The organism is Microcoleus sp. MON1_C5, assembly GCF_036701875.1.
Taxonomy (GTDB): domain Bacteria; phylum Cyanobacteriota; class Cyanobacteriia; order Cyanobacteriales; family Microcoleaceae; genus Microcoleus.
Genome location: NZ_JAUBRN010000059.1, coordinates 1 through 24,044, shown reverse-complemented (window position 1 = coordinate 24,044; position 24,044 = coordinate 1). Strand labels below are relative to the sequence as shown.

The window sequence follows — 24,044 nt, the reverse complement described above, 5'->3', positions numbered from 1 at the left end:
TAACAGCTATCAAATTTTAGGAGTTACAGTAATGACAGCAACACCAACGAATCACCTGTTAGAAATCAAAGAAATTGGCCAAAGTATCTGGATGGACAATTTGACTCGCGATCTGATCGAGTCCGGCGAACTCAAACAGATGATTGAAAGTCGGGGACTGCGCGGGATTACATCTAATCCGGCTATTTTTGAGAAAGCGATCGCGGGTAATGTGATTTACGACGCGGATATCGAAGCGGGCATCCGGGCGGGTAAATCTGTAATGGACATTTACGAATCTCTGGTATTTGAAGATATCCGCAACGCTTGCGACATCTTCGCCCCAGTTTACGCAGAGTCGAAGGGTTTGGACGGCTACATTAGCATTGAAGTGCCACCGACGATCGCCAACGATACAGAAAGCACGATTAGCGAAGCCATGCGCTATTACCAAGCCCTCGGCAAAGAAAACGTGATGATTAAGATTCCGGGAACCGCTGAAGGTTTGCCCGCAGTCGAGCGAGTCATCAGCGAAGGCATTAACGTTAACGTGACTTTGCTGTTCTCGGTTGACAGCTACGTCGAAACCTTCTGGGCTTACATTCGCGGTTTGGAAGCGCGGGTGGCTAAAGGTTTGGATGTGAGCAATATTGCTTCTGTTGCCAGTTTCTTCTTGAGCCGGATCGACATTAATATCGATGGCAAGATTGACGAGAAACTCAAAAATGTCACAGATATTTCCACAAAAGCTAGACTGGAAGCGGTGAAGGGGAAAGTGGCGATCGCCAATGCGAAGATAGCTTACCAGAAGTATAAAGAGATCGTAGCGAGCGATCGCTGGCAAGCTTTAGCAGCCAAAGGAGCGAAAGTGCAGCGCTTGCTGTGGGCTTCCACCAGCACCAAAAACCCCAACTACAGCGATGTCATGTACGTCGATGAACTAATCGGCCCGGAGACCGTTAACACTTTGCCACCGAACACCGTGGAAGCTTGTTTCGACCACTGCGATGTCGCACCCCGGATTGAGAACAACGTTGAAGAAGCTTACACTCTGATCGAAAGTCTCAAAGATCCCGACATCGACATCAACTTGGACAAAGTGATGGAAGACTTGCTCCTCGACGGGATTGCAAAATTTGTCGGGCCGTTCCAATCCCTGATGGATTCCTTGCAAGAGAAAGTGCAGAAGTTGTCACCCGTCGCTTAGGCAGATATCTGTATCCTGAAAGGCAGAAGCATTTAGCAATCGGAATAGATAATTATTTGGGTTCTTAAATGCTGAGTCTTAAATCCTCTCTAGGAATTTTGAGATTAATGGATGTCATAGTTCCTAGAGAGCAAAATCATCTGCCTCCTCTAGCAGTATTAAGAATCGATTAACTCTCTCACCCAGCAACTAGCAGAAATGACCGCAAACTATCATGGTGTCTTGGCAGGGTTAACACCACTAGAACAAGGAAAATAAATAATGGTAACGCTACTTGAAAATCCACTGCGCGTCGGTTTGCGAAAAGAACGGGTGCCGGAACCACAAATTCTGGTAATCTTCGGAGCTTCTGGGGATCTCACCCAGCGCAAACTGGTACCTGCAATTTATCAGATGAAGCGCGATCGACGCTTGCCACCGGAAACTACCGTCGTGGGAGTAGCCCGCCGCCCTTGGAGTCACGATTACTTCCGAGAGCAAATGCGCGAAGGCATTGAAGAATTTGGCGGCGGCATTGGCAATGAAGAATTTTGGCAAGATTTCGCTAAAGGTTTGTACTACTGTCCCGGCGACATTGACAACCCGGAAAGCTATCAAAAACTCAAAGCTTTCTTAGCGGAACTCGACGAAGAAAGGAGAACTCGCGGCAATCACATATTTTATCTCTCGGTTTCCCCGAACTTTTTCCCAGAAGCAATTAGGCAACTGGGCGCGGCTCAAATGCTGGTCGATCCAGCAAAACACCGCTTGGTAATTGAAAAACCCTTCGGCCGCGACTTGAGTTCGGCAAAAGCTCTCAACCGAGTCGTGCAGCAGGTTTGCCAAGAACAGCAAGTTTACCGAATTGACCACTATTTGGGTAAAGAAACTGTTCAGAATTTAATGGTGTTCCGGTTTGCTAACGCGATTTTTGAACCGCTGTGGAATCGGCAATTTGTCGATCACGTACAAATTACAGTTGCAGAAACAGTAGGCGTAGAAGACCGGGCGGGTTACTACGAATCATCTGGGGCGTTGCGGGATATGCTGCAAAACCACTTGATGCAGATTTTCTGTCTGACGGCGATGGAACCGCCGAATTCCTTGGACGCTGACAGCATCCGCACCGAAAAGATGAAAGTTCTGCAAGCAACTCGCTTGGCCGATTTGAATAACTTGGACTTCTCAGCGATTCGGGGTCAGTATTCCGCAGGTTGGATGAAGGGCAAACAGGTGCCGGGATATCACGAAGAACCGGGGGTTGCTCCCAACTCGACAACGCCGACTTTTGTGGCGATGAAGTTTATGATTGACAACTGGCGCTGGCAGGGAGTGCCTTTTTACCTGCGAACCGGCAAACGGTTGCCGAAAAAAGTTAGCGAAATTGCGATTCAGTTCCGCGAAGTTCCGCTGCTAATCTTTCAGTCCGCGGCCCAACAAACTACTCCTAACGTTTTGACTATGCGCGTGCATCCGAACGAGGGGATTTCGCTGAGGTTTGAGGCGAAAATGCCGGGGCCGGATTTGCGGACGCGGACGGTGGATATGGATTTCAGTTACGGTTCTTCCTTTGGGGTGACATCTTCGGATGCTTACGATCGCCTGTTAATTGACTGTATGCTGGGCGACCAAACTTTGTTTACCCGTTCTGATGAAGTGGAAGAAGCTTGGCGGGTGGTAACTCCGGCTCTGATGGAGTGGGAATCGTCCAACGACCAAGATTTGGTTCCTAAATACGAAGCGGGTACTTGGGAACCTGCGGAAGCAGAACTGCTAATTAACAGAGACGGCCGCAAGTGGCGCCGACTTTAAGAGTGATTGGTCAGCAGTTATTAGTCATTAGTTATTGGTCAGCATTAGTATTAGTGATTAGCTAATAACTACTAATTAATAACTACTAACTAATAACTAATAACTAATGACTAATGACCCAGGACTAATAACCAATGACTAATGACTGATAACAAGGGAGAGAAGATTTATGACGATGACACCTATGAAAGCTCCGCCTCTGGTTTCGCTGCAAAATCCTAAAGATGTGTCGCTCGACCAGATAGAGGCCGAATTGAGTCAAATCTGGGAAAGTTACAGAGAATCTGGGTCAAAAGGGGATGTTCCGATCGCTAGTAGGGCAACAACTTTTACTTTTGTAGTCTACGAACCCGAAGAAACTCAGCGGTTATTAGCGGATCTGGGGTTTTACGACGGGCCGGTGGACGGTATTACCGGGCCGATGACGGCATCTAGCATCAGGGCGGCTCAAAAAGCTTACGGGCTGCCGAGAACTGGCAAACCTAATGCTGAATTGCTGGCGACTTTGCGGGAAGAAGTGGCTCGCAAAAATTCCAATGGCGAGGAGATGGGATCGAGTGGTTTGGGTTCCGGGGGTTCGGGGGTGGCTGACGCGATCGTGGCTGCCAATCCCTGCCGGATTATTGCTCTGTGCCCGACGGCGGGGGAAGATACGGGCGTGCAGGCTCAAGTGGCTGCTTATTGTCCTGTCCACAAGCGCACCACCGGCAATCTGATCTGCTGCGAGTACATTACACTCCGGGGTACGGAAGCAGCGCTGGAACGGGTGAGCGGCATCGTGACGGCGTTGACGATCCCGGATTTGCCGACGCTGTTGTGGTGGAAAGCGAATCCTGATGCCGATCGAGGTTTGTTCCAGCGACTGGCGACAATTAGCAGTTCTGTGATTGTTGACTCTAGCAGCTTTGCCGAGTCTGAAGCTGAATTGCTGTTGATGCACAGTCTGATCGAGGAGGGAATTCCGATCGCGGATCTGAATTGGCGCCGGCTGGCTGCGTGGCAGGAGTTGGCTGCTGAGGCTTTTGACGCCCCGGAACGTCGCGCGGCGATTCGGGAAATCGATCGGGTGACTATCGATTACGAACAGGACAATTCTACGCAAGCGCTGATGTATTTGGGTTGGCTGGCGAGCCGGCTTCAGTGGCGTCCGGTTGCTTTCAAACAAGAAGAGGGCGATTACCAAATCAAGCGAATTAAATTCGCGGGGCCGGACGAACGAGTTGTAGAAGCCGAGTTGGCTGCTATTCCTACTGCTGATACGGGCGATGTCCCGGGCGATTTGATTGCTCTGCGTTTGAATTCTACGAACGAAAAGGCTGACTGCGGTACAGTTCTATGTTCGGAAGTGGGTGGCTGTATGCGGATGGAAACGAAGGGTGGCGCTCAAACCGATCGGTTTAACCAGGTGAGTCCTCTGTTCGATCAGGTGACGGAACACTTGCTGGGCCAGCACTTGCAGAGTTGGGGCCAGGATGTGCTTTACGAAGAAAGCTTGGCAGTGACGGCTCAAATGCTGAAGTTAGCTAAGCGGTAAAAAGAAGGAAGAAGGAAGAAGGAAGAAGGAAGAAGGATTGAGTTAATATTCAGTGGGGCAGGCAATGTCTGCCCTACTTTTTTAGGAGTTAGGAGTTATGAGTTATGAGTTTTGAATTAATAATGTTCTTTGACTCTAAACTATAAATTGCTTCCAAAAAGCCACGAAATTACCTATATTCCTCTCTTTCTTTCTTCGCGCCCTCCGCGTCTTCGCGGTTCCTTAAATATGTATTATTTGAGAAGTTCAAGACCAATACTCATAACTTTATCACTTGTCTGCTTTCTGTATTTTTTGTAAGTAATCTAGAACTATGGCTTTAGTAATTGCTGGCGAACGCAGCGGTGCGGGAAAGACGACTGTGACGATCGCCCTTTTAGCTTATTTAATCCGCCGCGGCTTGAATGTTCAATCTTTTAAGGTAGGCCCGGATTACATCGATCCGATGTTTCATGCTTTTGTCACGGGTCGCCCCTGTCGGAATTTAGACCCGATATTAACCTCTGAATCCTATGTGAAAAAGTGTTTTTCTCGTCATATTCAAGATGCGAATTATGCCTTAGTTGAAGGGGTAATGGGTTTATTTGATGGAGTGAGTCGAAAAAATCAGGAATCACGAAGCCACGAGACGGATTTTGAGACGGATACAGGGATTAATTATCGAAAAGGAGAAGGCAATTATGATTTTTCCTTTGCTTCTACGGCTCATGTTGCTTATTTGCTGAATTTGCCGGTATTGTTTGTGATAGATTGCAGCAGGCTCTCTGGTTCTGTGGCTGCGATCGCGCACGGTTTTCGTTCTTTTAACCCTGACCTTAAATTCGCTGGTTTAGTGCTGAATCGGGTGGCGAGCGATCGACATTTGGAACTGCTTCAAGATGCTCTCAAACCGCTCAATTTACCTATTTTAGGCGTTTTGCGTAGGGATGAGGCTGTTACTATTCCCGATCGACATTTGGGGCTGATTCCGGCTGAGGAGTTGCCGAATCTTCATGCTGCGATCGATAAACTGGCTGATTTGGCTGCTGTTAGTTTTGACTGGGAGCAACTTTTGCCTTTGTTGGCTGCAACTCGAAATGAGGGGGGTGAGGGGTCAGAGCAACTTTCTGGTAGGCACAGTGTCCCTTCCCAAATAATAGTTAAAAAAGATGATGTTGTCAACAGTTTGGGAAAACAATTTGGAGTGAGGATTGCAGTTGCGCGCGATCGGGCTTTTAATTTTTACTATCAGGACAATCTTGATTTGTTGGAAGAGTTGGGTGCGGAGTTAGTATTTTGGAGTCCCCTTGATGACTCGGTTTTTCCTGACAACGTGCAAGGGTTATATTTTGGCGGCGGTTTTCCCGAAGTTTTTGCTCAGGAATTAAGCGGTAATGTTTTAATTCGGGATGCAGTAAAAAGTGCGATTTTTTCGGGAATGCCGACTTATGCGGAGTGCGGCGGTTTGATGTATTTGTGCGATTCTATTGTAGACTTCGATGGCAATTCTTGGCCAGGGGTGGGAGTGTTGGAAACTGCTGCTGCGATGGGAAAGCGTTTGACGCTGGGATACCGAGAAGCTGTGGCGGTGAGGGATAGTTCGGTGTTAACTGCTCTTGATGAGGTTTGGGGACATGAGTTTCATCGATCGCATTTAACTGTGGAACCGAGTAATCCAGTTTATCACAGTTGGAGGTATGGGAAGCGGGGGGAAGTTGAGGCGGTTGCTGAAGGTTGGGGAGTTTGTCAGGTACACGCTTCTTATTTGCATTTGCACTGGGGTGCTCGGCCTGATATTCCGGCTCGTTTTTTGCAGCAGTGTGCTGATTTTGATTGTAAGGGTGTTTTGGGCGATCGATCTCAATTAATATCTTTTTAACGAACCGCGAAGACGCGAAGGACACGTTCGGCGAAGCCGTTCCCGAAGGGTAGGAAGAGAATGAAGAGGAAGCAGAAGATAGGTACTGTCTGTAGCGCTTGGGCAGTAAATCAATTAAGTTTTTTGTGGAACAAGTGGCAAAGCCTGTTCCTGGCTGCGCCCAGAGTATAAATCCAGTGTTCTTACTATTTATATTAGAATATTTATGACGGAGAAAGCTAGGGGTGTTGGGATTTATGAGCGAATCAATTTCGACTAAGCAGTTGTCCGCACAATGGGTGACACCGGAGAATTTTCGGCGTTACGGTCAAGTTATCTTTGCGGCTGTTGATGGCAAGTCTTTCGATGCTGAGGATGCTCAGTTAAAGTTGCAAAATGGTATTCCTAGATTTTACATTATGCGGCTGTACCAGAAAGGTCGCAAGTTTGGCAAAATTACGCGACACGTTCAATGTACTCAGTGTTTGGGTTCTTTGGAGGGGAAGGATTGGTTGATGGCGGTTGCGCCTCCTGGGGATAGCTATAAACCGAGTTTAGAGGATATGGCTGCTTTTCGGATTCCGGGCAATTGTTTTATTAAGTTAGATGTGGGTACTTGGCACGCTGGGCCGTATTTTGATGCGGATTTTGTTGATTTTTACAATCTGGAGTTGAGCAATACTAATGTGGTTGACCATTTTAGCTTTGATTTGGTGAAAAATCACAATCTGGAGTTTGAGATTGTCTGAGTTTGGCGATTTGTAGTTGCGCTTTCTTCGGGGTAATTCTCGTTATAGGTTGGTTTTTTGAGTAAGATTTTTTAACCGCAGAGGGCGCAGAGGACGCAGAGGAGGAGAAGGAGGGGGTTGGCAATTGATTGGGGAATGCTTTTGGTCTCACTAGGCTGAGTAGCAACTAGGAAGGATCACGTTTACAAGTGTTAAATTTAGGTGCAATTGTCATGCCTGAGCAAAAGTATAGCATTGTTCTGCGCCAATGTCGTTTGTTAGGTGCGATCGACGATCGCCCAACGGTAGATATTGCTATCGATGATGACCAAATAGTCGCCGTTTCGCCGCACATCTCAGAATTTGGCGAACGCGAAATCGACATTCAAGGCAATTTAGTTAGTCCTCCTTTTGTGGAGTCGCACATTCATCTCGATTCGGCTTTGACTGCGGGGGAACCGCGATGGAATCAAAGCGGCACTTTGTTCGAGGGAATTCAAATCTGGGGGGAACGCAAGCAAAGTTTAACTCTGGATGATGTCAAAAAACGGGCTGTTGAAACTTTAAGGCTGCAAGCGTCTCAAGGAATTTTGTTTGTCAGGAGTCACGCTGATGTTAGCGAACCGACGCTGACTGCTTTGCAAGGACTTTTGGAAGTTCGAGAACAAGTCAAAGATTGGATGACTCTGCAAGTTGTGGCTTTTCCCCAAGACGGGATTTACGGAAGTCCAGAAAATGACAAACTTTTAGAGAAATCTCTGGATATGGGTGCGGATGCTGTGGGCGGGATTCCGCATTATGAGTTGACGCGGGAAGATGGGGTGAAGTCGGTTGAGCGAATTTTTGAACTTGCTGAAAAATACAATAGATTAATCGATGTTCACTGCGATGAAATCGATGATGAACAGTCGAGATTTTTGGAAGTTGTAGCAGCTTGTGCGATTAGAAGCGGGGCTGGTTCGCGGGTGACAGCTAGCCACACGACGGCTTTCGGTTCTTACAACAATGCTTATGCCTTTAAGCTGATGGGAAGTTTGGCAAAATCGGGAATTAATTTTATTGCTAATCCTTTAATTAATATCACCCTGCAAGGCCGCGCTGATACTTATCCCAAACGCCGTGGGGTGACGCGGGTTAAGGAATTGTGGCAACAGGGATTGAATGTGAGTTTTGGCCACGACTGCGTGCAAGATCCTTGGTATAGTTTAGGTACGGGAAATATGTTGGATGTCGCCCATATGGCGGTTCATGTTTGTCAGATGACGGGAATGGCTGAGATTGCAGCTTGTTTTAATATGGTCACTGTCAACGGTGCTAAAACTCTCAATCTGGGAGATGAGAATTATGGGATAGATGCGGGGAAACCTGCAAGTTTGATTGTGTTAGATGCTGAGGATTGTTATGATGCAATTAGGAGGCGCGCTGCGGTTAGGTATGTGATTTCGCGGGGTAAGTTGCTGGCGGAAACTGAACCTGCTAAAATGAGTTTTTATTCGGTTTGACAAACAATATTTTAAGCAGTTAAATTGTGAATCAAGGTGCTATTCCCGATGAGAGTCCCAGAAATTTACCAGAGCAATTGCTCCTGCAAGATGCTAAGGCTGGTAATTGCATAGTACTTCATTGCGGTACAGATAGATTGTTGGGAGATGCAGCGAGACTTATTGCTGTTTATGGCGGAAATTCTGAGGATTGGGATAAAATGACAAGTATTGAGGCTTTTGAAATTAATGGAGCTTCCGTACAAGTCCATTGGTTTCGGAACAGTCAGACTCTTCAAGATGTGGAGTTTAAGTTCAAGCGACAGTATCCCAAAACAGCCCCTAAAAATCTGTAGGTAATCAAGTTATGAAAATTCGTTGTATTGCTAATACGGGTGAATCTCTGCCTGAAACATATATAGATCCGCCACGCGGTTATACTAGAAAAGTTGAGTTGCAACTAACTATAGGCAAGGAATATGTTGTTTATGCTATCCGAGAATGGAAAGGCACTATTTGGTACTACATCTGCAATGATAATTACAGCTATTATCCTATCCATAATCCGGCACCGATGTTTGAAGTGGTTGACAGCAGGGTTTCTAAGTATTGGCGGTTTGAAGTTTCGCCCAATGGCTTGTTAATGATAGCGTTTGAACAGTGGTTTACCGATCCTTATTTTTATGATAAGCTAACCGACCAGGAAGAGGCGGAGGTTGAGATTTTTGAGAAGGTTAAGGAATTGATGGATGCTGAGGATTTTGCTTTGCCTCCGCTGGATGTTGCGGTTGAGAAGTTGCGGGAAACTGCCAGTGTTTGAGTGGGAAAAGTGCGAGCGCAAATTGTTTCTTTATCAGCTTGACTCAGAGATATTGAAATGGTATCAAAGAGGAATAACCCGAATTTTGAAAAAAAAATGAACGATAAAATTGAATCCAATAAAAACTATGAGGCAGTAGGCGATGATGATGTTTTGTTATTCGGTCAAACAACTTTTTTGGTACGAAAGTTTAAAGAGCTATCGGGTAGCAAGTTGAGTGAGATCCTGGGGATTCCCGCAAATGGACAATACATAAGGGATTGGATGAGAGAGCTAAAGATTAACCAAGAAACAATAATTAGTGGAGGCGAGATAAACTGGAAATCGCCTCAAGAAGGAATCGATTGTCAAATTATCAAAATTGGTTCCAAGGGTTGGCAAAAAGGAAAGGTTCAAATCGAAGTTAATAAAAACATAAAGTCTGGGGAAACCCAGACATCTATAAAGTTTTGTCCTGATGAACAACTAGAGCCAAAATCTCCTTTAGATGATATCAGACAATCCGAGGAATACAAAAAACTCAGCAATAACAACTGACAGCCCGATCGCGCTTACAATACAATAATCGATCGCACTTATATCTGAATCTTAGATTTTAAACCGCAGATGAGGGCGGATGTACGCGGATAAACGCTGATGTTTTTTTGGGAGGGACTCATGGTAAATGTAGAAGAATATGTCGATCGCACCGCTGAACTGATAAACTTACCGTTAGACCCAGAACATCGGCCCGGTGTTGTGGTAAACTTCGAGAGGATAGCTGCGATCGCCCGACTCGTTACTGAGTTTCCTTTACCCCCAGAAGTAGAAGTCGCGCCGGTGTTTGAACCTTAGATTTTTAACCGCAGATGAGGGCAGATGAACGCAGAGGAACGCAGATGTTTTTTAGATAAGGCTGATGCGGTTGCTACGGCAGCGGCGGTTAAATCGGGTAAGGTTACGGCTACAGTGGCGGTAAATGCTGCTTTGGAACGGATTGCTGTTAAGGATAAAGCTTTTAATTGCTTTACTGCAATCACTGCATCAAGCGCACTCGCAGCAGCCGAAAAAATAGATAATTCCATCGCAAATAACGAAAACCCAGGCCCTTTAGCAGGTGTTCCCTTCGCAGTCAAAAACCTGTTCGACATCGGCGGAATTACCACTCTAGCAGGGTCAAAAATCAACGCTGACAATCCTCCGGCTACCCAGGACGCGGCGGTGGTCGGCCGACTAAAACAAGCCGGGGCTGTGCTCGTAGGTACCCTCAACATGGATGAGTACGCCTACGGTTTCGTCACGGAAAACAGTCACTACGGCCCGACTCGCAATCCCCGCGATACTACGCGCATCGCCGGCGGTTCCAGCGGCGGTTCCGCAGCAGCAGTCGCCGCCGGTTTTGTACCCTTCACTCTCGGTTCTGATACTAACGGTTCCATCCGCGTACCGGCAGCTTTGTGTGGTGTCTTTGGGTTTAAGCCTACTTACGGCCGTTTGTCGAGGGCTGGCGCTTATTTATTTTCGAGTAGTTTGGATTGTGTCGGGCCGTTTGGGCGATCGATCAGAGATATGGCGCTGCTGTACGATATCCTGCAAGGCCCTGATTCTCGCGACCCAGTTTGCACTCAACGCCCGCCAGAACTTTGTTCGTCGCAGTTAAATCAAGGTATCGAAGGATTGCGAATTGCTGTTGCTGACGGGTATTTCGCTACAGGGGCCGAACCGGAAGCAATGGATGCTGTAGAAATAGTTGCTAAAGCCTTGACAAATGTCTTGAATTGTGGTAATAGCACAGAAAAAACAACAAACCCCCCAAAAATAGGGGGGCTTGCAACTGTCACCATACCGGAATCCGATCGCGCCAGGGCTGCGGCATTTATCATTACCGCTTGCGAGGGGGGAAACTTGCATTTAGACAATTTGCGATCGCGCCCTCAAGACTTCGATCCTGCTACGCGCGATCGCTTTTTAGCGGGAACCCTGATCCCTGGGACTTGGTACTTGCAAGCGCAGAGATTCAGACAGTGGTACCGCGATCGAATTCGCGAAATATTCCAACACACAGACATCATCCTCGCACCCGCAACCCCGATAGCTGCCCCTGAAATTGGCGTCGAGAAAATGGTAATAGCCGGACAAGAAATCTTAGTGCGTCCCAATCTCGGACTGTTCACCCAACCCCTATCATTTATTGGCTTGCCCGTTCTTTGCGTGCCCGTACAGCGGCCCGGCGCTTTGCCCTTGGGGGTACAAATTATTGGTGCTCCCTACAGCGAAGCGGTGATTCTCCGAGTCGCTGCGGTACTAGAATCGCAAGGCATTATATCTGCCGAATCAATTTAGTGCTAATAATTCTAGGGCTTGTTATTGCGGTGAAAGCGTCTCTTAGTCCTTCTGGCAATAGCTTTGCGCTTCTGCTTTTCCAACGGGGTTTCAAAGTGGCGGTGCTTTCTCATGTCGGGGAAAATACCCGCTTTAGAAACTTGTCGCTTAAACCGTCGCAGGGCTGACTCAATCCCTTCATTTTCGCCTATTACAACTTGGGTCATTATTTCTCCTTAGTGTTTGTCAGATCAAGTTTTATCATATCAAGGTTTTTGACCGCGCGACCTGTTGAAGGTCGGGCGATCGGCAAAAACCCCAAAATTATAGCAAATCCGCTGCCATCACCGCTCTTGATTCTTTAGTTTGCACAGCCAGACTTTCTATGTCAAGGCGGGAATTAGATTCGCGCGGTTGAATCGGTTTGGGCTATCAACTGGTTTTCCTGCCGCAGGTAAGCTTGAATAAACGGGTCTAATTCGCCGTTCATTACATCTGCGATGGCTGTTGTTTCCACCCCAGTACGCAAATCCTTGACCATTTGGTATGGGTGAAAAACATAATTGCGAATTTGGTTGCCCCAAGCCGCCTCCACCATATCGCCGCGAATCTCGGCAATTTCCGAAGCCCGCTGTTCCTTAGCAATCACCAACAGCCTAGCCTTGAGTAATGCCAAAGCTTTTTCCTTGTTTTGCAACTGACTGCGTTCTTCTGTGCAGCGGACGGCCAAACCGGTAGGAAGGTGAACGATGCGGACTGCGGTTTCTACCTTGTTAACATTTTGCCCGCCCTTGCCGCCAGCGCGGGAAGTAGTGACTTCCAAATCCTTTTCTGGGATGTCCAACTGTACGGATCGATCGAGAATTGGCATCACTTCAACGCCAGCAAAACTGGTTTGACGCTTGTCGTTAGCGTTAAAAGGCGAAATTCTGACCAAACGGTGAGTGCCTTTTTCCGATCGCATATAACCGTAAGCGTAGCGGCCGACAATTTCTAAAGAAGCAGATTTAACACCTGCTTCCTCTCCCTCGGAAATTTCCATTAAATGTACTTTGTAACCTTGACTTTCCCCCCAGCGGGTGTACATCCGCAGCAGCATTTCGGCCCAATCTTGAGCATCTGTACCGCCGGCCCCGGCGTTAATTGTCAAAACAGCGCCGCCTTCATCGTAGGGCCCAGATAGTAATTGTTGCAGTTCCCACTGGTCGAGTTCGCGGGTTAACTGAGAAAGACTCGATGAGGCTTCTTGGAACAGGGACTCGTCGGCTTCTAACTCCAGCAGTTCTAAAATAGCTTTAGCGTCTTCTAAGCTAGTTTGCCAATTGCTGTATTGTTCTAAGTGAGATTTGAGGTCATTCAGTTCTTGGAGAGTTTCTTGAGCTCGATCTTGGTCGTCCCAAAATGCTGGTTGGGCGCAGATTTGCTCTAAGTCTTGAATTTTGGCTGTGAGTGCGGGGATGTCAAAGATAGTCCTGGGTTGTACCCAGTCGATCGGACAATGTTTCGATATTGTGTTTGATGTCTAGAACTTCCACTGTGAGTTCTCCTAGTTGTAGGGTGTATTTTTGAGTTTAGCTGAAATTTCGACATTTCAGCAACTAATCGGTGTATCAGTGTCCAAATCCGTGTCGTGCCTTCCTTCTTATATATATTGCGAACCTGTTGAATTGAAAGTTTTACCGCATTCGTGAGCGCATACGTCCAACCTTTTAGAACAGGAAAAACTTTTTGTGAGGTCTTCGCGAAACCAATCTCTGGCGATCGCCTCTTTCACGGATTGAGTTCTGAGAGAATTAAAACCATTTCCGTACTTTTCAATTAAAGCCAGCATTTGCGGTCTGTAAGTGTGGTTATAAACAGCGTATTTAGTATGGCTTACCCAACAGCAAGGCCAGAGTTCGGCTTCAAAACTGATGAAAATCTCTTTGCTGGCTTGAGTTTGGCAGCTAATTTCTACATTTCGGTAGTAATTGTTTAGGCTACCAAATTTTTCTACAGCTTGGATAAATTGGTCTCCCTGTGGATTTTTATATTGTTCCAAGGATGGGGGTTGAAGTTCTTCGCTGGCTGGCTTTGATGGGATAGGCGGATTTTGAGCCGGTGCTTGAGAGGTTTCGATAGCTATAGCTTGATACCAAGCATAATTTGCTTTTTCTGGTTGCCCCAACTGTGTCAAAACTTTAGCTAAATTGCGATAAGCTCCGGCAAAATTGGGTTTAAGCTCGATCGCCTTTTGGTAATAAGCACTAGCTGGCTGCCACTGTTGCTGTTGGGCATAAAGACTGCCGACATTAGCATAAACTTCGGGAAAATTAGGCTGAATTTTTAGGGCCTTGGCGTAACAATCTGCTGCTGCTTGCATCTTCCCCAAACCTTGAACAGCATTGCCTAAAGTTTTCCAGGCTGCTGCAAAATTAGGTTGAATTTTTAGGGCTTGTTGGCTGGCTGCGATCGCATCTGAGAGCTGTCCTTGTTTCAAACAGTCCTCAGCTTGTTGGTGCAACCCAACAGCCGTCTGTGTTTGATTTGGAGGGGCTGACGCATTAGTTGTTGCTGGTTGGTTGGGGCGATCGCTCTTAGCCTCTACCTGAGAGTTTTCTGGCTTCTGAGGCTGTTGATTTGCGGACTCTTTGTCATAAATCTCTTTCGCCACAAAACGAGAGGTAGCTTTCGGTACAAACTCGACAAATCCTAGTTGTTGGGCTAAATCCCGCGCTGCTTCTACTTGGTGCTGGTTGTGTTCAAATATCAAGTAATGCCATACAGCTTTTCCGCCAGCTTGGATAAAGGCATTAACCGACTGCATTATCCTGTCCCAGTTGGTATTTTGGCGGTAGATGCTGTTAGTATCTGCCAACCCGTCGATACTAAAAATTACGCGATCGTGTTCTCCTGTCATCGCCTTTGCCAGGGCTTGCCACCAGTCTGGATTGCGTCCGCTACCGTTGGTGTACAGGCTGATATGAGGAACTCCCATGCGGTGCAAATACTCGATCGCGGGAATTGTGGTATTGCTAGTCATAGCATCCCCGTAGTTGCCACACATATACACCAAATCCAACTGAGAGCAAAACTCTTGTGGGAAAATTCTCTCAATATCCTCCATCTTTAATTCCGCCCCCGGCAAAATCGGGTTGTCGGTGCGGGGACACTGCGGGCAAGCTGCATTGCACCTGGAGGTAATTTCTACGCTGACTCTCCTAATATCTTCATATTTTAAGTACATGAGTTTTCTCCCATTAATTTGTAATTAATATTGAAATCGCGATCGACACAATTAGATAACAAGAACTTTGATTGAGTGATTAAAAATTAAAATTATACCTTATGCCTGCCGGCTCTGAACATGATATAAGTTTTTTGTATGAGGGACAGAGGAGGCGATGACGACTATCTTGATTCCAAATCTTAATAAAAAAAAACCGCGGCTGGATGTCGATCGAGCCGCGGTTTTTTTTAAGCTAAAGTTTCAATTAATCGCGGCTGTTGATAGCAATCAGCAGGCGCAGAATGAAAATGAACAAGTTGATGTAGGTCAAGTACATCGACAGAGCGGCGGGCAAATACTGGTCGTCGCGGTAGCTGCGGGGTAATATGTAAAAATCGACGATCGCAGCGCCGGCAAATATAAACACGCCGATGCCAGAAATGCCAATTTCCAACCAGGTTGGGGTGTAGACGCCAAAGAGTGAGAGCAGAAACTGACCGCCAACGACGACGAATAAAGCAATCACACCTAAACTGATAGTTTTGGTGAGGGCCATGCCGTCTTGTTCAGAAAGGTTGGAGCCAATTTGGCGGGCGGCGATAAAGGTAATGCCGCATCCGAGAGCCGCAAAAGCGATGCCGGAGATGCCGACGCCTTGGGTTCTGAGGGCTGTAAATACCAATCCGCTGAGAGTGTAGCCGGAAAGCAGGCTGTAGGTTGCCAGCAGGGGCAAAGCGGTGTTTTTGTTGCCTTGTTCGGCGGCACCGCGGGCGATGAAGAAGAGAATTAATTCTACGACGATCGCGGCAATGAAGGTGGGAAAGAAGATCCCGGGATAGTTACGGATCACTCCGAGGCCGCCGTAGGTGCCGACAGCAGTTAAGACAAGTCCGCCGCCCACGAAGGGGAGAGCGTTGGAGATGACGTTCGGGCCTACCAGCGCGTGGTTTTTGGCCTCGCGCACGGCTTCGCGGAAATTGCTAGTGTTACTCACGAGGATTTACCTAATTTTGGCTGAGAATTGCTATCTATCATTTTGACAGCTTTACACTTTGTTTGCAAAATCTGAAAGAGTTTAAAGATTTGATAAAGAAGGGGGGTGAAATCACTCCCAACCAGGGATCGATTGTTTATAATCGACTGCGTACAGGTCTGTGCCGTGTTGCTGTGTGGCACCGTTGCGCCTCGCTGCAAAGCTATAGAGTTTAAAGGGCCGGCCTTATCTGCAGCTAAGGGCTAGCTTAAAGTCGATCGAATCACAGATAGCTGAAGTCAATCTATTTGGGAGGGGGGATTTACGATTGGGGATTAAGGAGTGTATGCTAGAGGCAGGGGCCACAGTTGATTTTAGGTTGTTGATTTGCGACTTAGTTGAAACTAGGGACCAGAAACTTCAATAATCTAAAATATAAAATATAAATAAAATCTAAAATCTAAAATCTAAAATCGGTTCCGTTAATTGCTAAGGTAGCTCAGACAGTAGCTCAGGCAGAGGATACCGATAAAATTAATGAAAAGATTGAGTTCTATCGACAAACTGCTAAATAGGTAATGTCCAATGCCCACCTTTTTTGAACGCAAATTATTGCCCCCTACAGCCGGGATTTTATTGGCTGTCGTCGCCGTTATTTCCAGCGGTCAAGCTGCAGTTGCAGCTAATGTCCGAGCCGTTTCTACCGCTGCTTCATGGCAGGGTTCAGAAAATTTGCTGCTGGCTCAGACCGGTCAAGCCCCCCAAGGTACAACTTTTTCAACCCAGAACCGGGCAACGGTAAGGCGGGAGCCTCTGCGCGTAAGAATTCCTGAGCCTTCGACGGTGGTAGGGTTGGGTTTAGTTGCGGGTTCGCTGGCGCTGAGTCGCCGGAGAGTGAGAGTTAAAAATTAGACTTTTTTTGGCAAAAAGTCTAATTTTTTGATTTTTAACCGCAGATAAACGGAGATAAATCCGGGTATCAGGATTTTAGCCGATCGCGTCGCGCAGAGCATTTTTAGTCATAGCTGCGATCGACTGTTCGGTAGCTTTGGGCAAGTGATAGTATTTCCCTCCAGAAGTCTTGGCCAATTCCTTCGCAAAGCCAGTCGAAATAAACTTGCTCTCGGTATCAATCACCAGCAACTGCATTCCCAACCCGCGAATTTTGGCAGCAATTTCTAACAATTCCTGCTTAATATCAGGCTTTTCTCCATCTACAATCGGTTCGCCCAAAGAACGAGCCAAAGGAATATTGCCGCGTCCGTCAGTAATGGCGACAATCGCAACTTGACCGATATCTCCAGACTGCCGCGCGTTGACTCCCACCCGCACTGCTTGAGTCAAACCGTGGGCCAGGGGGGAACCGCCTCCGCAGGGCAACCGTTCCAAACGCTTGCGGGCCAAGGCTATCGAGCGAGTCGGCGGTAGCAGCACTTCTGCTTGTTCCCCGCGAAAGGGAATCAGAGCAACTTGGTCGCGGCTTTGATAAGCTTCTGTGAGTAGCTGCATGACTGCACCTTTGGCCGACTGCATCCGGTTGAGGGCCATGGAACCGGAGGCATCGACGACAAATACGACTAAAGCTCCAGCTTTTCTGGCCAAGCGCTTCGCCCGAATGTCTCCCTGTTCCACAAATACACGGCGCTGGACCCCCTCTTGCCCCCCCTTGCTAAGGGGGGGTTGACTCGCCTGTTGCCCCCCCTTAGCAAGGGGGGGTTGGGGGGGGTTAGAATTCCTGTCGCGGCGGGCTTTTTGGTAGGGTGCGGCGGCTCTGAGGGTGGCGTCAACGGCGATGCGGCGGACGGGGCCTTTGGGTAAGACTGGCTTGACGTAACGGCCTCTATCTTCCGAGAAAATGGTGCTGCGGCTGCCAGATTTGCCTTGGCGGCTGGCGGCTTGGGCGAAGAAAAGCACGCTGGGGTCGAGAATTACCCCTTCGGGGTCGAAGAGAAATTCTTCGGGAATGGTATCTTTTTCTGGTTCTTCTTCAGGTTCCGGGTTGTCTTCATCCTCTTGGTCTTCTTCGTCTTCTTGCTCGTTTTCTGGTTCGTCTTGTTCTTGTTCTGACTGCTTTTGGGGAGGCGGCGGGGGGGGAGGAGGAGGAGAGTTTTCGTCTGGGGGAGTTTGGATGATGGTGGCGCGGGGTACGATGACTAATTCTACGGCGCGGCGCAAATCTTCGGCGTTAACTTCTGTGCGTCCCTCCATGGCGGCGGCGGCTTTGGCGACGCGGACTGCGAAGATTTCGGCGCGGTGTCCTTGAACGCCACCCCGGATGGCTTCTTCTACTAGGTAGGCAATTTGTTCGCGTTTAATGCTGACATCTTTGAGCCATTCTCTGGCTAGGATGATTTGGGTTTTGAGGTTGTCGGTGTCTTCGCTGTATTGATTGAGAAAGTCTTGGGGGGAACTGGAGTAGGATAAAGCTTGTTCTACTGCATAGACTCTTTCTTCTATTTCGAGTGCTGCGTCGGCTGAAAGTACGATCGCGATGCGATCGAGCAAATGTTCTCTCAGCGGCCCTTCTTCGGGGTTGTAGGTGGCGATAAATAGAGGCTTGCAGGGGTGTTGGAAGCTAATGCCTTCGCGCTCTATTTGGTTGCGCCCTTCGGTTAATACTGTTAGCAATTGGTTGGAAATGTTGTCATCGAGGAGGTTAATTTCGTCTACATATAGTACGCCTCGATTTGCTTGGGCTAAGAGTCCGGGTTGAAATACGGTTTGGCCGAATTTTACTGATTGTTCGACATCGACTGAACCTAAGAGTCTGTCTTCCGTGACACCCAAAGGAATTTGAATGAATGGTGTGGGAATTATTTCAGTAGTTAAGGAATTAGTATCGGTGGTGTGGGCATCTTGCCCGCCATTTTCTGGTAACAACCCTGATGCTTGTTCGGCAAGAATTTCATTAGGTTCGGCGTTGCAAAAAGAATCTTTAACAATTTCAATGGGTGGCAGTAATGAGTGCAAGGCGCGGGCCATTACTGATTTTGCTGTGCCGCGGCGGCCTGCGATCGCAACTCCTCCCAATCCGGGATCGACTGCTGCTAACAGCAGGGCTAATTTGATTGCTTCTTGCCCGACTACGGCGGTGAGGGGAAAGGCTGTGGTGGAAGGGCTAAGGTTGGCTGCGGGCATAGGATTTTCGGATGTAAAAATTTGAACTTAATGTTTAGCTTACTTCTTGGAGTATTTTAACTTCTTGCGGCAGAATGACGGTAAAAGTTGAGCCGACTCCTATTTCTGATACTAACTCGATTTTGCCTTGCAGCAGCGTGACGAGCCGCGATACTATTGCTAATCCCAGGCCAGTGCTTTCGGTGGGAAAGAGCTGTTTGGCTGCTTCTCCTGCTTGAAAGAAGGGGTCAAAGATGCGCTTTGTATCTTCCGGGGCGATGCCAATGCCGGTATCTGTAATTGCGATCGCCCACTTTCCGTCTCCAGCAGGGTGGCAACTTAATTCGATGCTACCAGATTCTGTATAGCGAATGGCATTGCTCACCAGGTTGGTCAAAATTTGTTGCAGCCGCTGGGCGTCGGCGATTACTTGTGTTGGGGCGCACTCGCTGGTAACAGCGAGCTTTAATCCTTTAGCATCAGCAATTGGCTGCATCATTTCTACTACGGTGTTAATTACAGATTGTACATTAGTGGGCCGCAGGTTAAGTTTAATTTTTCCGGCATTGGCGCGAGAAAGTTCTAGTGTGTCATTAATCATGCGAAGCAAGTGTCTGCCGTTGCGTAATACTCGCTCGATGTGTTCGATGCCGGGGAGGGTATCTTTGACTTCAGATTGCCATTTTTCTTTTCGCAGAAATAGTTCGGAATAACCGATAATTGAGTTGAGAGGAGTTTTAAGTTCGTGAGCCAAATGGTAGACGTTTTCTTGATGGACGCTGACAAGGCGAGAGAGTTCTTGATTGGTGAGTTGTAACTGAGTTTGGATTTGTTGAAGTTCCTGCAGCCTCTGAGCGACGTAGCTGTTAAAACACTGGGCAATTGCTTCGTCTACTACGGCATCTATCAGCCTAAAAGCTCTGAATACGTCGGCAGTGGTTCCTGCTAGCAATTCTGATTCTAACTGCGAGAATATTACTTGACGCAATAAGTGGTATTCCCGCGCTACTTCTGCTGGATCGTAGCCTTGTTCTGCTCTGAGAAATCCGTGATCTAAACTGGCTTGAATTATTAGTTTTATTTCGCTGTTTTGATATTGGGAAAGCACTGTGGCCATCGCCGCCAGCAGGTGAGGTATGTGATTTTCGATTGCTGAGTGCGGTAAGCCACCAGCGCTTTCAATGTTCCGATCCTGACGAACTGCTTCAATCCAGTTTTGGACGATAATATCGGTTTTTTCGGCGAGCACTTGGCTGTAGTCCATAATGTCTGCGTGGGGGTTGAGTGTGGCAGAGATTGCCCATGCTTCATTGTAGTTGAGCGATCGCCAGATCGCCATATCAAACTTTGGGCGCTCGCGACCCTGCCGAAAGAAGTAGTTTTGAGGTGATTTTTTCCCTGTGCTGGAGAGCTCTTGATGACTCGTTCCCAGCTTGTTGCTGCCAAAATCAGCGCTTAAATTTATTGACAGAAGAGCCAGAAAGTAGTAAACTCACTCGAACCGAGAGTTTTTAATTTTTAAGTTCTATTATTTTCAGGGGACTAAATGGAAAACGTGCAAGCTGTGATTGCTGCAACAACATTTATATGTGTAATTTTCTTAATAATTACAGAATGGATACACCTCACAGTTGCGGCATTTCTGGGAGCAGTGATTCTGGTTTTTACCCACGTGATGACGTTAAACAACGCGATCGAATATATCGGTCGGAGTCACGCCACGCTGGGCTTATTTTTCGGAGTCATGGTAATAGTGAGAGCGTTTGAGCCTACCAAAGTATTTGAATACTTGGCAACTCAAATTGTGCTTTTGGCTAAAGGCAAAGGCAAAAATCTCTTGCTGGGTATTGTTGCGATTACTACCCCAATTTGTTCTGTTTTGCCCAATGCCACGACAGTCATGCTGCTAGCACCATTAATTCCGCCAATGGCAGAAGAAGTGGGTGTAGATTTTGTGCCGTTACTGATTTTAATGGTATTTGTAGCTAACAGTTCGGGACTGCTGACCATCGTGGGCGATCCGGCGACATTCATTGTCGGCGATGCTATTAACATGAGCTTTGCAGATTACCTGGTAAAGTTAAGTTTGGGCGGGGCAATTGCCGTAGGAGTGATAGTAGTTATGTTGCCTTGGCTGTTCCGCGATATTTGGCACAAGAACTTAGACGATTTGGAACATTTGCCGCGCCCAACAATTAATCACCCGCGAATCTTAGCAGTGGGCGGTGTAATTATAGCTTTCGTGCTGACATTTTTTGTAATAGGAGAGTCTCTGCCCGTGCCTATTTCACCGGCAGCGGTTGCTTTGTTGGGGGCGGCTTTGGCAATGCTTTTAGCTCACCATTCCAAAATTGATTCTGTTAATAATATTTTGCGGGATTTAGATTGGAGCACGCTGCTATTTTTTATGTCTATCTTTGTGCTGATTGGCGGTTTGGAAAAAACCGGAGTTATCGCCAGTATATCTGGAATATTAGCAGTGATTTTAGGTAAGAATATTTTTCTGGGTTCTTTAGTTTTGTTATTTTTTGTGGGTTTGATGTCGAGCGTGGTGCCAAATATTCCCTTGGTAGTGGCGATGGTGCCACTGCTAAAACAGTATGTTGTCAATACCGGGCTCGCACCTGCAGAGGTGCTGGCTCCGGATTTTGCAGGGCAGTTTCCACCTGCTGTGCTGCCGCTGTTTTATGCGATGATGTACGGAGCAACTTTAGGCGGAAACGGCACTTTGGTAGGAGCTTCTTCTAATATAGTGGCGGCGGGAATTTCTGAACTGCACGGGCGCCGGATTTCTTTTCAAACTTTTCTGCGTTACGGGCTCCCTGTGATGGCCGTGCAATTAATAACTGCGGCTATTTATGTAACTCTTCGGTTTCTGATTTGAAGAAGTCATTAGTCATTAGTCATTGGGCATTGGGCATTGGGCATTGGGCATTGGGCATTGGGCATTGGGCATTGGGCATTGGGCATTGGGCATTGGGCATTAGTTATTGGTCATTAGTCATTAGTTGGCAGTTGGCAGTCAACAGTCAACAGTCAACAGTCAACAGTCAACAGTCAACAGTCAACAGTAATCTAAACTCCATCCAATTCTAAGGGAAAAATTACAGTGAAGGAGGAGCCAACTCCTACTTCAGAAACTAATTCGATTTTACCTTGCAAGAGATTGACTAATCGAGCGACAATTGCTAGCCCTAAGCCGGTACTGTCAGGAATGCCACAGCTCAGGGAGTTGTCGGCTCGAAAGTAGGGTTGAAAAATCCGCTCGCAGTCTTCAGGAGCAATACCAATTCCTGTATCTGAGACCGTTACTGTCCAATATTTATCTGGCAAAAGTTCGCTTTTTATTGTAACAGTACCGGCTGTGGTGTAGCGAATGGCGTTGCTGGTTAAGTTTGTGATAATTTGCTGCAAGCGCAAGCAATCTGTCACCACTTGATCGTCTGAGAGATGGCACTCCACAGCTATCTCTAAACCTTTTGCTTTCGCTAAAGGCTCGATTATTTCAACAACCGTGGCGAGTACATCTGGCAGTCTGATTGGAGCTAGCTGTAACTTTATTTGTCCGGCTCCGTACCGCGAAATTTCCAGAGTATCGTTGATCAATCTCAGCAACAGTCGGCCACTGTTGAGGACTCTATCAATATGCCCTATATTGGGAACAGAACCTTTAATTTCGGAATAGTTTTGTTGCTGGCGCAAAAACAAATCTGAGTAGCCGATAATAGAGGTGAGGGGAGTTTTTAATTCGTGAGCTAAGTGAGATAAGTTTTCTTGATTGGCGCGAACTAAGCGAGTCAGTTCTTGATTTGTAAGTTGCAATTGGTTTTGCAAATCCTTGAGTTCTTGGAATCTTTCCTGGGTAAAGGTTTGGAAACATTTAGCAATTACTTCGTCGAGCGCCGTGTCAATTAACCGGTAAGCTCTGCTGACTTCTGCTGCAGAGGCTTTTAACAATTCTGGCTCTAAAGCCTCGAAAGTTACCCAGCGCAGCAAGCGGTATTCCCGCGCAATTTCCTCGGCGTCGTAGCCTTGTTTTGCTCTGAGAGTTCCGTGTTCTAAACTTTTTTCTACGAGTGTGCGAATGTCGCTCTCTTGGGATTGGGAAAGCATAGTTACGATCGCTTGCAGTACCAGTGGAACGCTGTCGCGCACGCCATTGTAGGTGAGTTCTTTAGCGGTTTCGAGTTGGTCGTCGGAGCGTACAGCTTCGATCCAGTTTTGTATAATTATGTCGATTCGATCTTGCAGCGCGAGGCTAAAGTCTCTCATGGCTCAAGTAGAGAAATAAGTGGGCGATCGCATTTTATCTCTCTAAGCTAGTTTAATAATTAACTTTTTGAATTGTTTGTCAACTTTTGGGCTTCGCCGATCGCAAATAGCTACTCCTAAAGACCTATTGACAATATAATACGCTCGTGCTATTTTAAGTTAAATTGGCTTAAAACGTCAAGCCTAATCCAGCAATGCGCGCTCAGACCAAGCGTGTGGGTGGAGAGGAGGAACCAATTTTCGGGGCTAATTTCTACAGAATTATAAACCAAAGTTAAAAATTGCCAAATTTGAGTGTAATTTTGGATTTTGAAATCTAAGGAGAAGGACATCTCTCAGTCCTAGCCCGTCAGCTAACTTCCCAGGCATTGAGAAGAGACTGAAAAGCCAAATTTCTGACAAAGATTGTTTGCCTTCGTCAGTGTCTCAGGTTGGTATTGTTCAAGATTTTTGTACCTGCCCTGACTCTGAAGGAGATTGAAATGTTGATACAGCTTAATTTATCTGCGATCGCACTTGCAGGAGTTGCAACGTGGAAGCGGGTAAAACCCGTTGTCATCCGAGATGCAGTTTTGTTGTCGGCGGCTGGTTTTGACTGCACGGGCGCCGGATTTCTTTTCAAACTTTTCTGCGTTACGGGCTGCCTGTGATGGCGGTGCAATTAATAACTGCGGCTATTTATGTAACTCTTCGGTTTCTGATTTGAAGAAGTCATTAGTCGGAACTTACCCCCTGCGGGGTAGTTCCGTGGAACTCGAACGCATACTAGCTGTAGGTTTTGCCAATTCGATCGGCT

21 protein-coding genes and 1 riboswitch are annotated in these 24,044 nt (G+C 47.1%); of the genes, 14 read left to right on the top strand and 7 right to left on the bottom strand.

Going from position 1 to position 24,044, the window contains the following annotated elements; genetic code table 11:
* Positions 1-31: 31 nt before the first annotated feature.
* The 11 genes from tal (at position 32) to QUA71_RS23275 (ending at position 11,699) form a co-directional block, all read left to right on the top strand.
* A complete protein-coding gene (gene tal, locus QUA71_RS23325; protein ID WP_333288675.1) occupies positions 32-1,186 on the top strand; it encodes a transaldolase in 1,155 nt (384 codons plus the stop codon).
* A gap of 261 nt (positions 1,187-1,447) precedes the next feature.
* A complete protein-coding gene (zwf, locus tag QUA71_RS23320) occupies positions 1,448-2,977 on the top strand; it encodes a glucose-6-phosphate dehydrogenase (protein ID WP_333288673.1) in 1,530 nt (509 codons plus the stop codon).
* A 169-nt stretch (positions 2,978-3,146) separates the two neighbouring features.
* Positions 3,147-4,511 (top strand): glucose-6-phosphate dehydrogenase assembly protein OpcA, encoded by a 1,365-nt coding sequence (gene opcA / locus QUA71_RS23315; RefSeq protein ID WP_333288671.1) that lies wholly within the window; start codon positions 3,147-3,149, stop codon positions 4,509-4,511.
* A 313-nt stretch (positions 4,512-4,824) separates the two neighbouring features.
* Positions 4,825-6,369 (top strand): cobyrinate a,c-diamide synthase, encoded by a 1,545-nt coding sequence (locus tag QUA71_RS23310; RefSeq protein WP_333288669.1) that lies wholly within the window; start codon positions 4,825-4,827, stop codon positions 6,367-6,369.
* A gap of 236 nt (positions 6,370-6,605) precedes the next feature.
* Entirely contained in the window at positions 6,606-7,097 is a 492-nt protein-coding gene (locus QUA71_RS23305; protein WP_333288667.1) for an ureidoglycolate lyase, read from the top strand.
* 212 nt (positions 7,098-7,309) lie between these two features.
* Positions 7,310-8,578, top strand: coding sequence for a cytosine deaminase (gene codA, locus QUA71_RS23300; RefSeq protein WP_333288665.1), 1,269 nt, complete (start codon positions 7,310-7,312; stop codon positions 8,576-8,578).
* A 26-nt stretch (positions 8,579-8,604) separates the two neighbouring features.
* On the top strand, positions 8,605-8,913 hold the full coding sequence (locus tag QUA71_RS23295; RefSeq protein WP_333288663.1) for a hypothetical protein: 309 nt from the start codon (positions 8,605-8,607) through the stop codon (positions 8,911-8,913).
* Positions 8,914-8,924: 11 nt separating this feature from the next.
* Positions 8,925-9,377 (top strand): hypothetical protein, encoded by a 453-nt coding sequence (locus QUA71_RS23290; protein WP_333288661.1) that lies wholly within the window; start codon positions 8,925-8,927, stop codon positions 9,375-9,377.
* A gap of 96 nt (positions 9,378-9,473) precedes the next feature.
* The gene (locus tag QUA71_RS23285) at positions 9,474-9,914 is read left to right on the top strand and encodes a KGK domain-containing protein (protein WP_333288659.1); all 441 of its coding nucleotides are present in this window, start codon (positions 9,474-9,476) and stop codon (positions 9,912-9,914) included.
* Positions 9,915-10,034: 120 nt separating this feature from the next.
* Positions 10,035-10,211: a DUF4089 domain-containing protein gene (locus QUA71_RS23280; RefSeq protein WP_015176516.1), complete on the top strand. Its 177-nt coding sequence runs from the start codon at positions 10,035-10,037 to the stop codon at positions 10,209-10,211.
* A 24-nt stretch (positions 10,212-10,235) separates the two neighbouring features.
* Positions 10,236-11,699: an AtzE family amidohydrolase gene (locus QUA71_RS23275; protein ID WP_333288657.1), complete on the top strand. Its 1,464-nt coding sequence runs from the start codon at positions 10,236-10,238 to the stop codon at positions 11,697-11,699.
* A gap of 11 nt (positions 11,700-11,710) precedes the next feature.
* Here QUA71_RS23275 and rpsU read toward each other — a convergent pair whose 3' ends face one another.
* The 4 genes from rpsU to QUA71_RS23255 all read right to left on the bottom strand — a co-directional run bounded on the left by rpsU (position 11,711) and on the right by QUA71_RS23255 (position 15,880).
* Positions 11,711-11,905 (bottom strand): 30S ribosomal protein S21, encoded by a 195-nt coding sequence (rpsU, locus tag QUA71_RS23270; protein ID WP_006632476.1) that lies wholly within the window; start codon positions 11,903-11,905, stop codon positions 11,711-11,713.
* Positions 11,906-12,078: 173 nt separating this feature from the next.
* Positions 12,079-13,213, bottom strand: a protein-coding gene (gene prfB / locus QUA71_RS23265; protein ID WP_333288655.1) for a peptide chain release factor 2 whose coding sequence is annotated in 2 segments (ribosomal slippage) — positions 12,079-13,140 and positions 13,142-13,213 — 1,134 coding nt in all. Because the reading frame shifts where the segments join, the coding sequence is not laid out codon by codon here.
* Positions 13,214-13,320: 107 nt separating this feature from the next.
* Positions 13,321-14,904 carry a tetratricopeptide repeat protein gene (locus QUA71_RS23260; protein ID WP_333288653.1) on the bottom strand — a complete coding sequence of 528 codons (1,584 nt, stop codon included), beginning with the start codon at positions 14,902-14,904 and terminating at the stop codon, positions 13,321-13,323.
* A gap of 247 nt (positions 14,905-15,151) precedes the next feature.
* Positions 15,152-15,880, bottom strand: a complete 729-nt coding sequence (locus QUA71_RS23255; RefSeq protein WP_333288651.1) for a Bax inhibitor-1 family protein — start codon at positions 15,878-15,880, stop codon at positions 15,152-15,154.
* 564 nt (positions 15,881-16,444) lie between these two features.
* On the opposite strand from QUA71_RS23255, the gene QUA71_RS23250 reads away from it, so the two are divergent.
* Positions 16,445-16,771 carry a PEP-CTERM sorting domain-containing protein gene (locus tag QUA71_RS23250; RefSeq protein WP_333288649.1) on the top strand — a complete coding sequence of 109 codons (327 nt, stop codon included), beginning with the start codon at positions 16,445-16,447 and terminating at the stop codon, positions 16,769-16,771.
* A 75-nt stretch (positions 16,772-16,846) separates the two neighbouring features.
* Here the strand turns inward: QUA71_RS23250 and QUA71_RS23245 are convergent, their stop codons facing one another.
* Together QUA71_RS23245 and QUA71_RS23240 are read right to left on the bottom strand one after the other, a co-directional pair.
* On the bottom strand, positions 16,847-18,997 hold the full coding sequence (locus tag QUA71_RS23245; protein ID WP_333288648.1) for a VWA domain-containing protein: 2,151 nt from the start codon (positions 18,995-18,997) through the stop codon (positions 16,847-16,849).
* A gap of 34 nt (positions 18,998-19,031) precedes the next feature.
* Positions 19,032-20,315, bottom strand: a complete 1,284-nt coding sequence (locus QUA71_RS23240; protein WP_333288646.1) for a HAMP domain-containing sensor histidine kinase — start codon at positions 20,313-20,315, stop codon at positions 19,032-19,034.
* A 207-nt stretch (positions 20,316-20,522) separates the two neighbouring features.
* On the opposite strand from QUA71_RS23240, the gene QUA71_RS23235 reads away from it, so the two are divergent.
* Positions 20,523-21,860 (top strand): ArsB/NhaD family transporter, encoded by a 1,338-nt coding sequence (locus QUA71_RS23235; RefSeq protein WP_333288644.1) that lies wholly within the window; start codon positions 20,523-20,525, stop codon positions 21,858-21,860.
* A gap of 191 nt (positions 21,861-22,051) precedes the next feature.
* Here QUA71_RS23235 and QUA71_RS23230 read toward each other — a convergent pair whose 3' ends face one another.
* Positions 22,052-23,248 (bottom strand): sensor histidine kinase, encoded by a 1,197-nt coding sequence (locus QUA71_RS23230; RefSeq protein WP_333288642.1) that lies wholly within the window; start codon positions 23,246-23,248, stop codon positions 22,052-22,054.
* A gap of 170 nt (positions 23,249-23,418) precedes the next feature.
* A riboswitch (cyclic di-AMP (ydaO/yuaA leader) is annotated at positions 23,419-23,631 on the top strand.
* Positions 23,632-23,730: 99 nt separating this feature from the next.
* Here QUA71_RS23230 and QUA71_RS23225 point away from each other — a divergent pair.
* Positions 23,731-23,898, top strand: a complete 168-nt coding sequence (locus QUA71_RS23225; RefSeq protein WP_333038280.1) for a hypothetical protein — start codon at positions 23,731-23,733, stop codon at positions 23,896-23,898.
* Positions 23,899-24,044 lie beyond the last annotated feature (146 nt).

Coding starts and splice junctions, on each gene's coding strand:
- tal (WP_333288675.1), top strand. CDS start 32: ATGACAGCAACACCAACGAATCACCTGTTAGAAATCAAAGAAATTGGC.
- zwf (WP_333288673.1), top strand. CDS start 1,448: ATGGTAACGCTACTTGAAAATCCACTGCGCGTCGGTTTGCGAAAAGAA.
- opcA (WP_333288671.1), top strand. CDS start 3,147: ATGACGATGACACCTATGAAAGCTCCGCCTCTGGTTTCGCTGCAAAAT.
- QUA71_RS23310 (WP_333288669.1), top strand. CDS start 4,825: ATGGCTTTAGTAATTGCTGGCGAACGCAGCGGTGCGGGAAAGACGACT.
- QUA71_RS23305 (WP_333288667.1), top strand. CDS start 6,606: ATGAGCGAATCAATTTCGACTAAGCAGTTGTCCGCACAATGGGTGACA.
- codA (WP_333288665.1), top strand. CDS start 7,310: ATGCCTGAGCAAAAGTATAGCATTGTTCTGCGCCAATGTCGTTTGTTA.
- QUA71_RS23290 (WP_333288661.1), top strand. CDS start 8,925: ATGAAAATTCGTTGTATTGCTAATACGGGTGAATCTCTGCCTGAAACA.
- QUA71_RS23285 (WP_333288659.1), top strand. CDS start 9,474: ATGAACGATAAAATTGAATCCAATAAAAACTATGAGGCAGTAGGCGAT.
- QUA71_RS23280 (WP_015176516.1), top strand. CDS start 10,035: ATGGTAAATGTAGAAGAATATGTCGATCGCACCGCTGAACTGATAAAC.
- QUA71_RS23275 (WP_333288657.1), top strand. CDS start 10,236: ATGAACGCAGAGGAACGCAGATGTTTTTTAGATAAGGCTGATGCGGTT.
- rpsU (WP_006632476.1), bottom strand. CDS start 11,905: ATGACCCAAGTTGTAATAGGCGAAAATGAAGGGATTGAGTCAGCCCTG.
- QUA71_RS23260 (WP_333288653.1), bottom strand. CDS start 14,904: ATGTACTTAAAATATGAAGATATTAGGAGAGTCAGCGTAGAAATTACC.
- QUA71_RS23250 (WP_333288649.1), top strand. CDS start 16,445: ATGCCCACCTTTTTTGAACGCAAATTATTGCCCCCTACAGCCGGGATT.
- QUA71_RS23245 (WP_333288648.1), bottom strand. CDS start 18,997: ATGCCCGCAGCCAACCTTAGCCCTTCCACCACAGCCTTTCCCCTCACC.
- QUA71_RS23240 (WP_333288646.1), bottom strand. CDS start 20,315: ATGGCGATCTGGCGATCGCTCAACTACAATGAAGCATGGGCAATCTCT.
- QUA71_RS23235 (WP_333288644.1), top strand. CDS start 20,523: ATGGAAAACGTGCAAGCTGTGATTGCTGCAACAACATTTATATGTGTA.
- QUA71_RS23230 (WP_333288642.1), bottom strand. CDS start 23,248: ATGAGAGACTTTAGCCTCGCGCTGCAAGATCGAATCGACATAATTATA.
- QUA71_RS23225 (WP_333038280.1), top strand. CDS start 23,731: ATGTTGATACAGCTTAATTTATCTGCGATCGCACTTGCAGGAGTTGCA.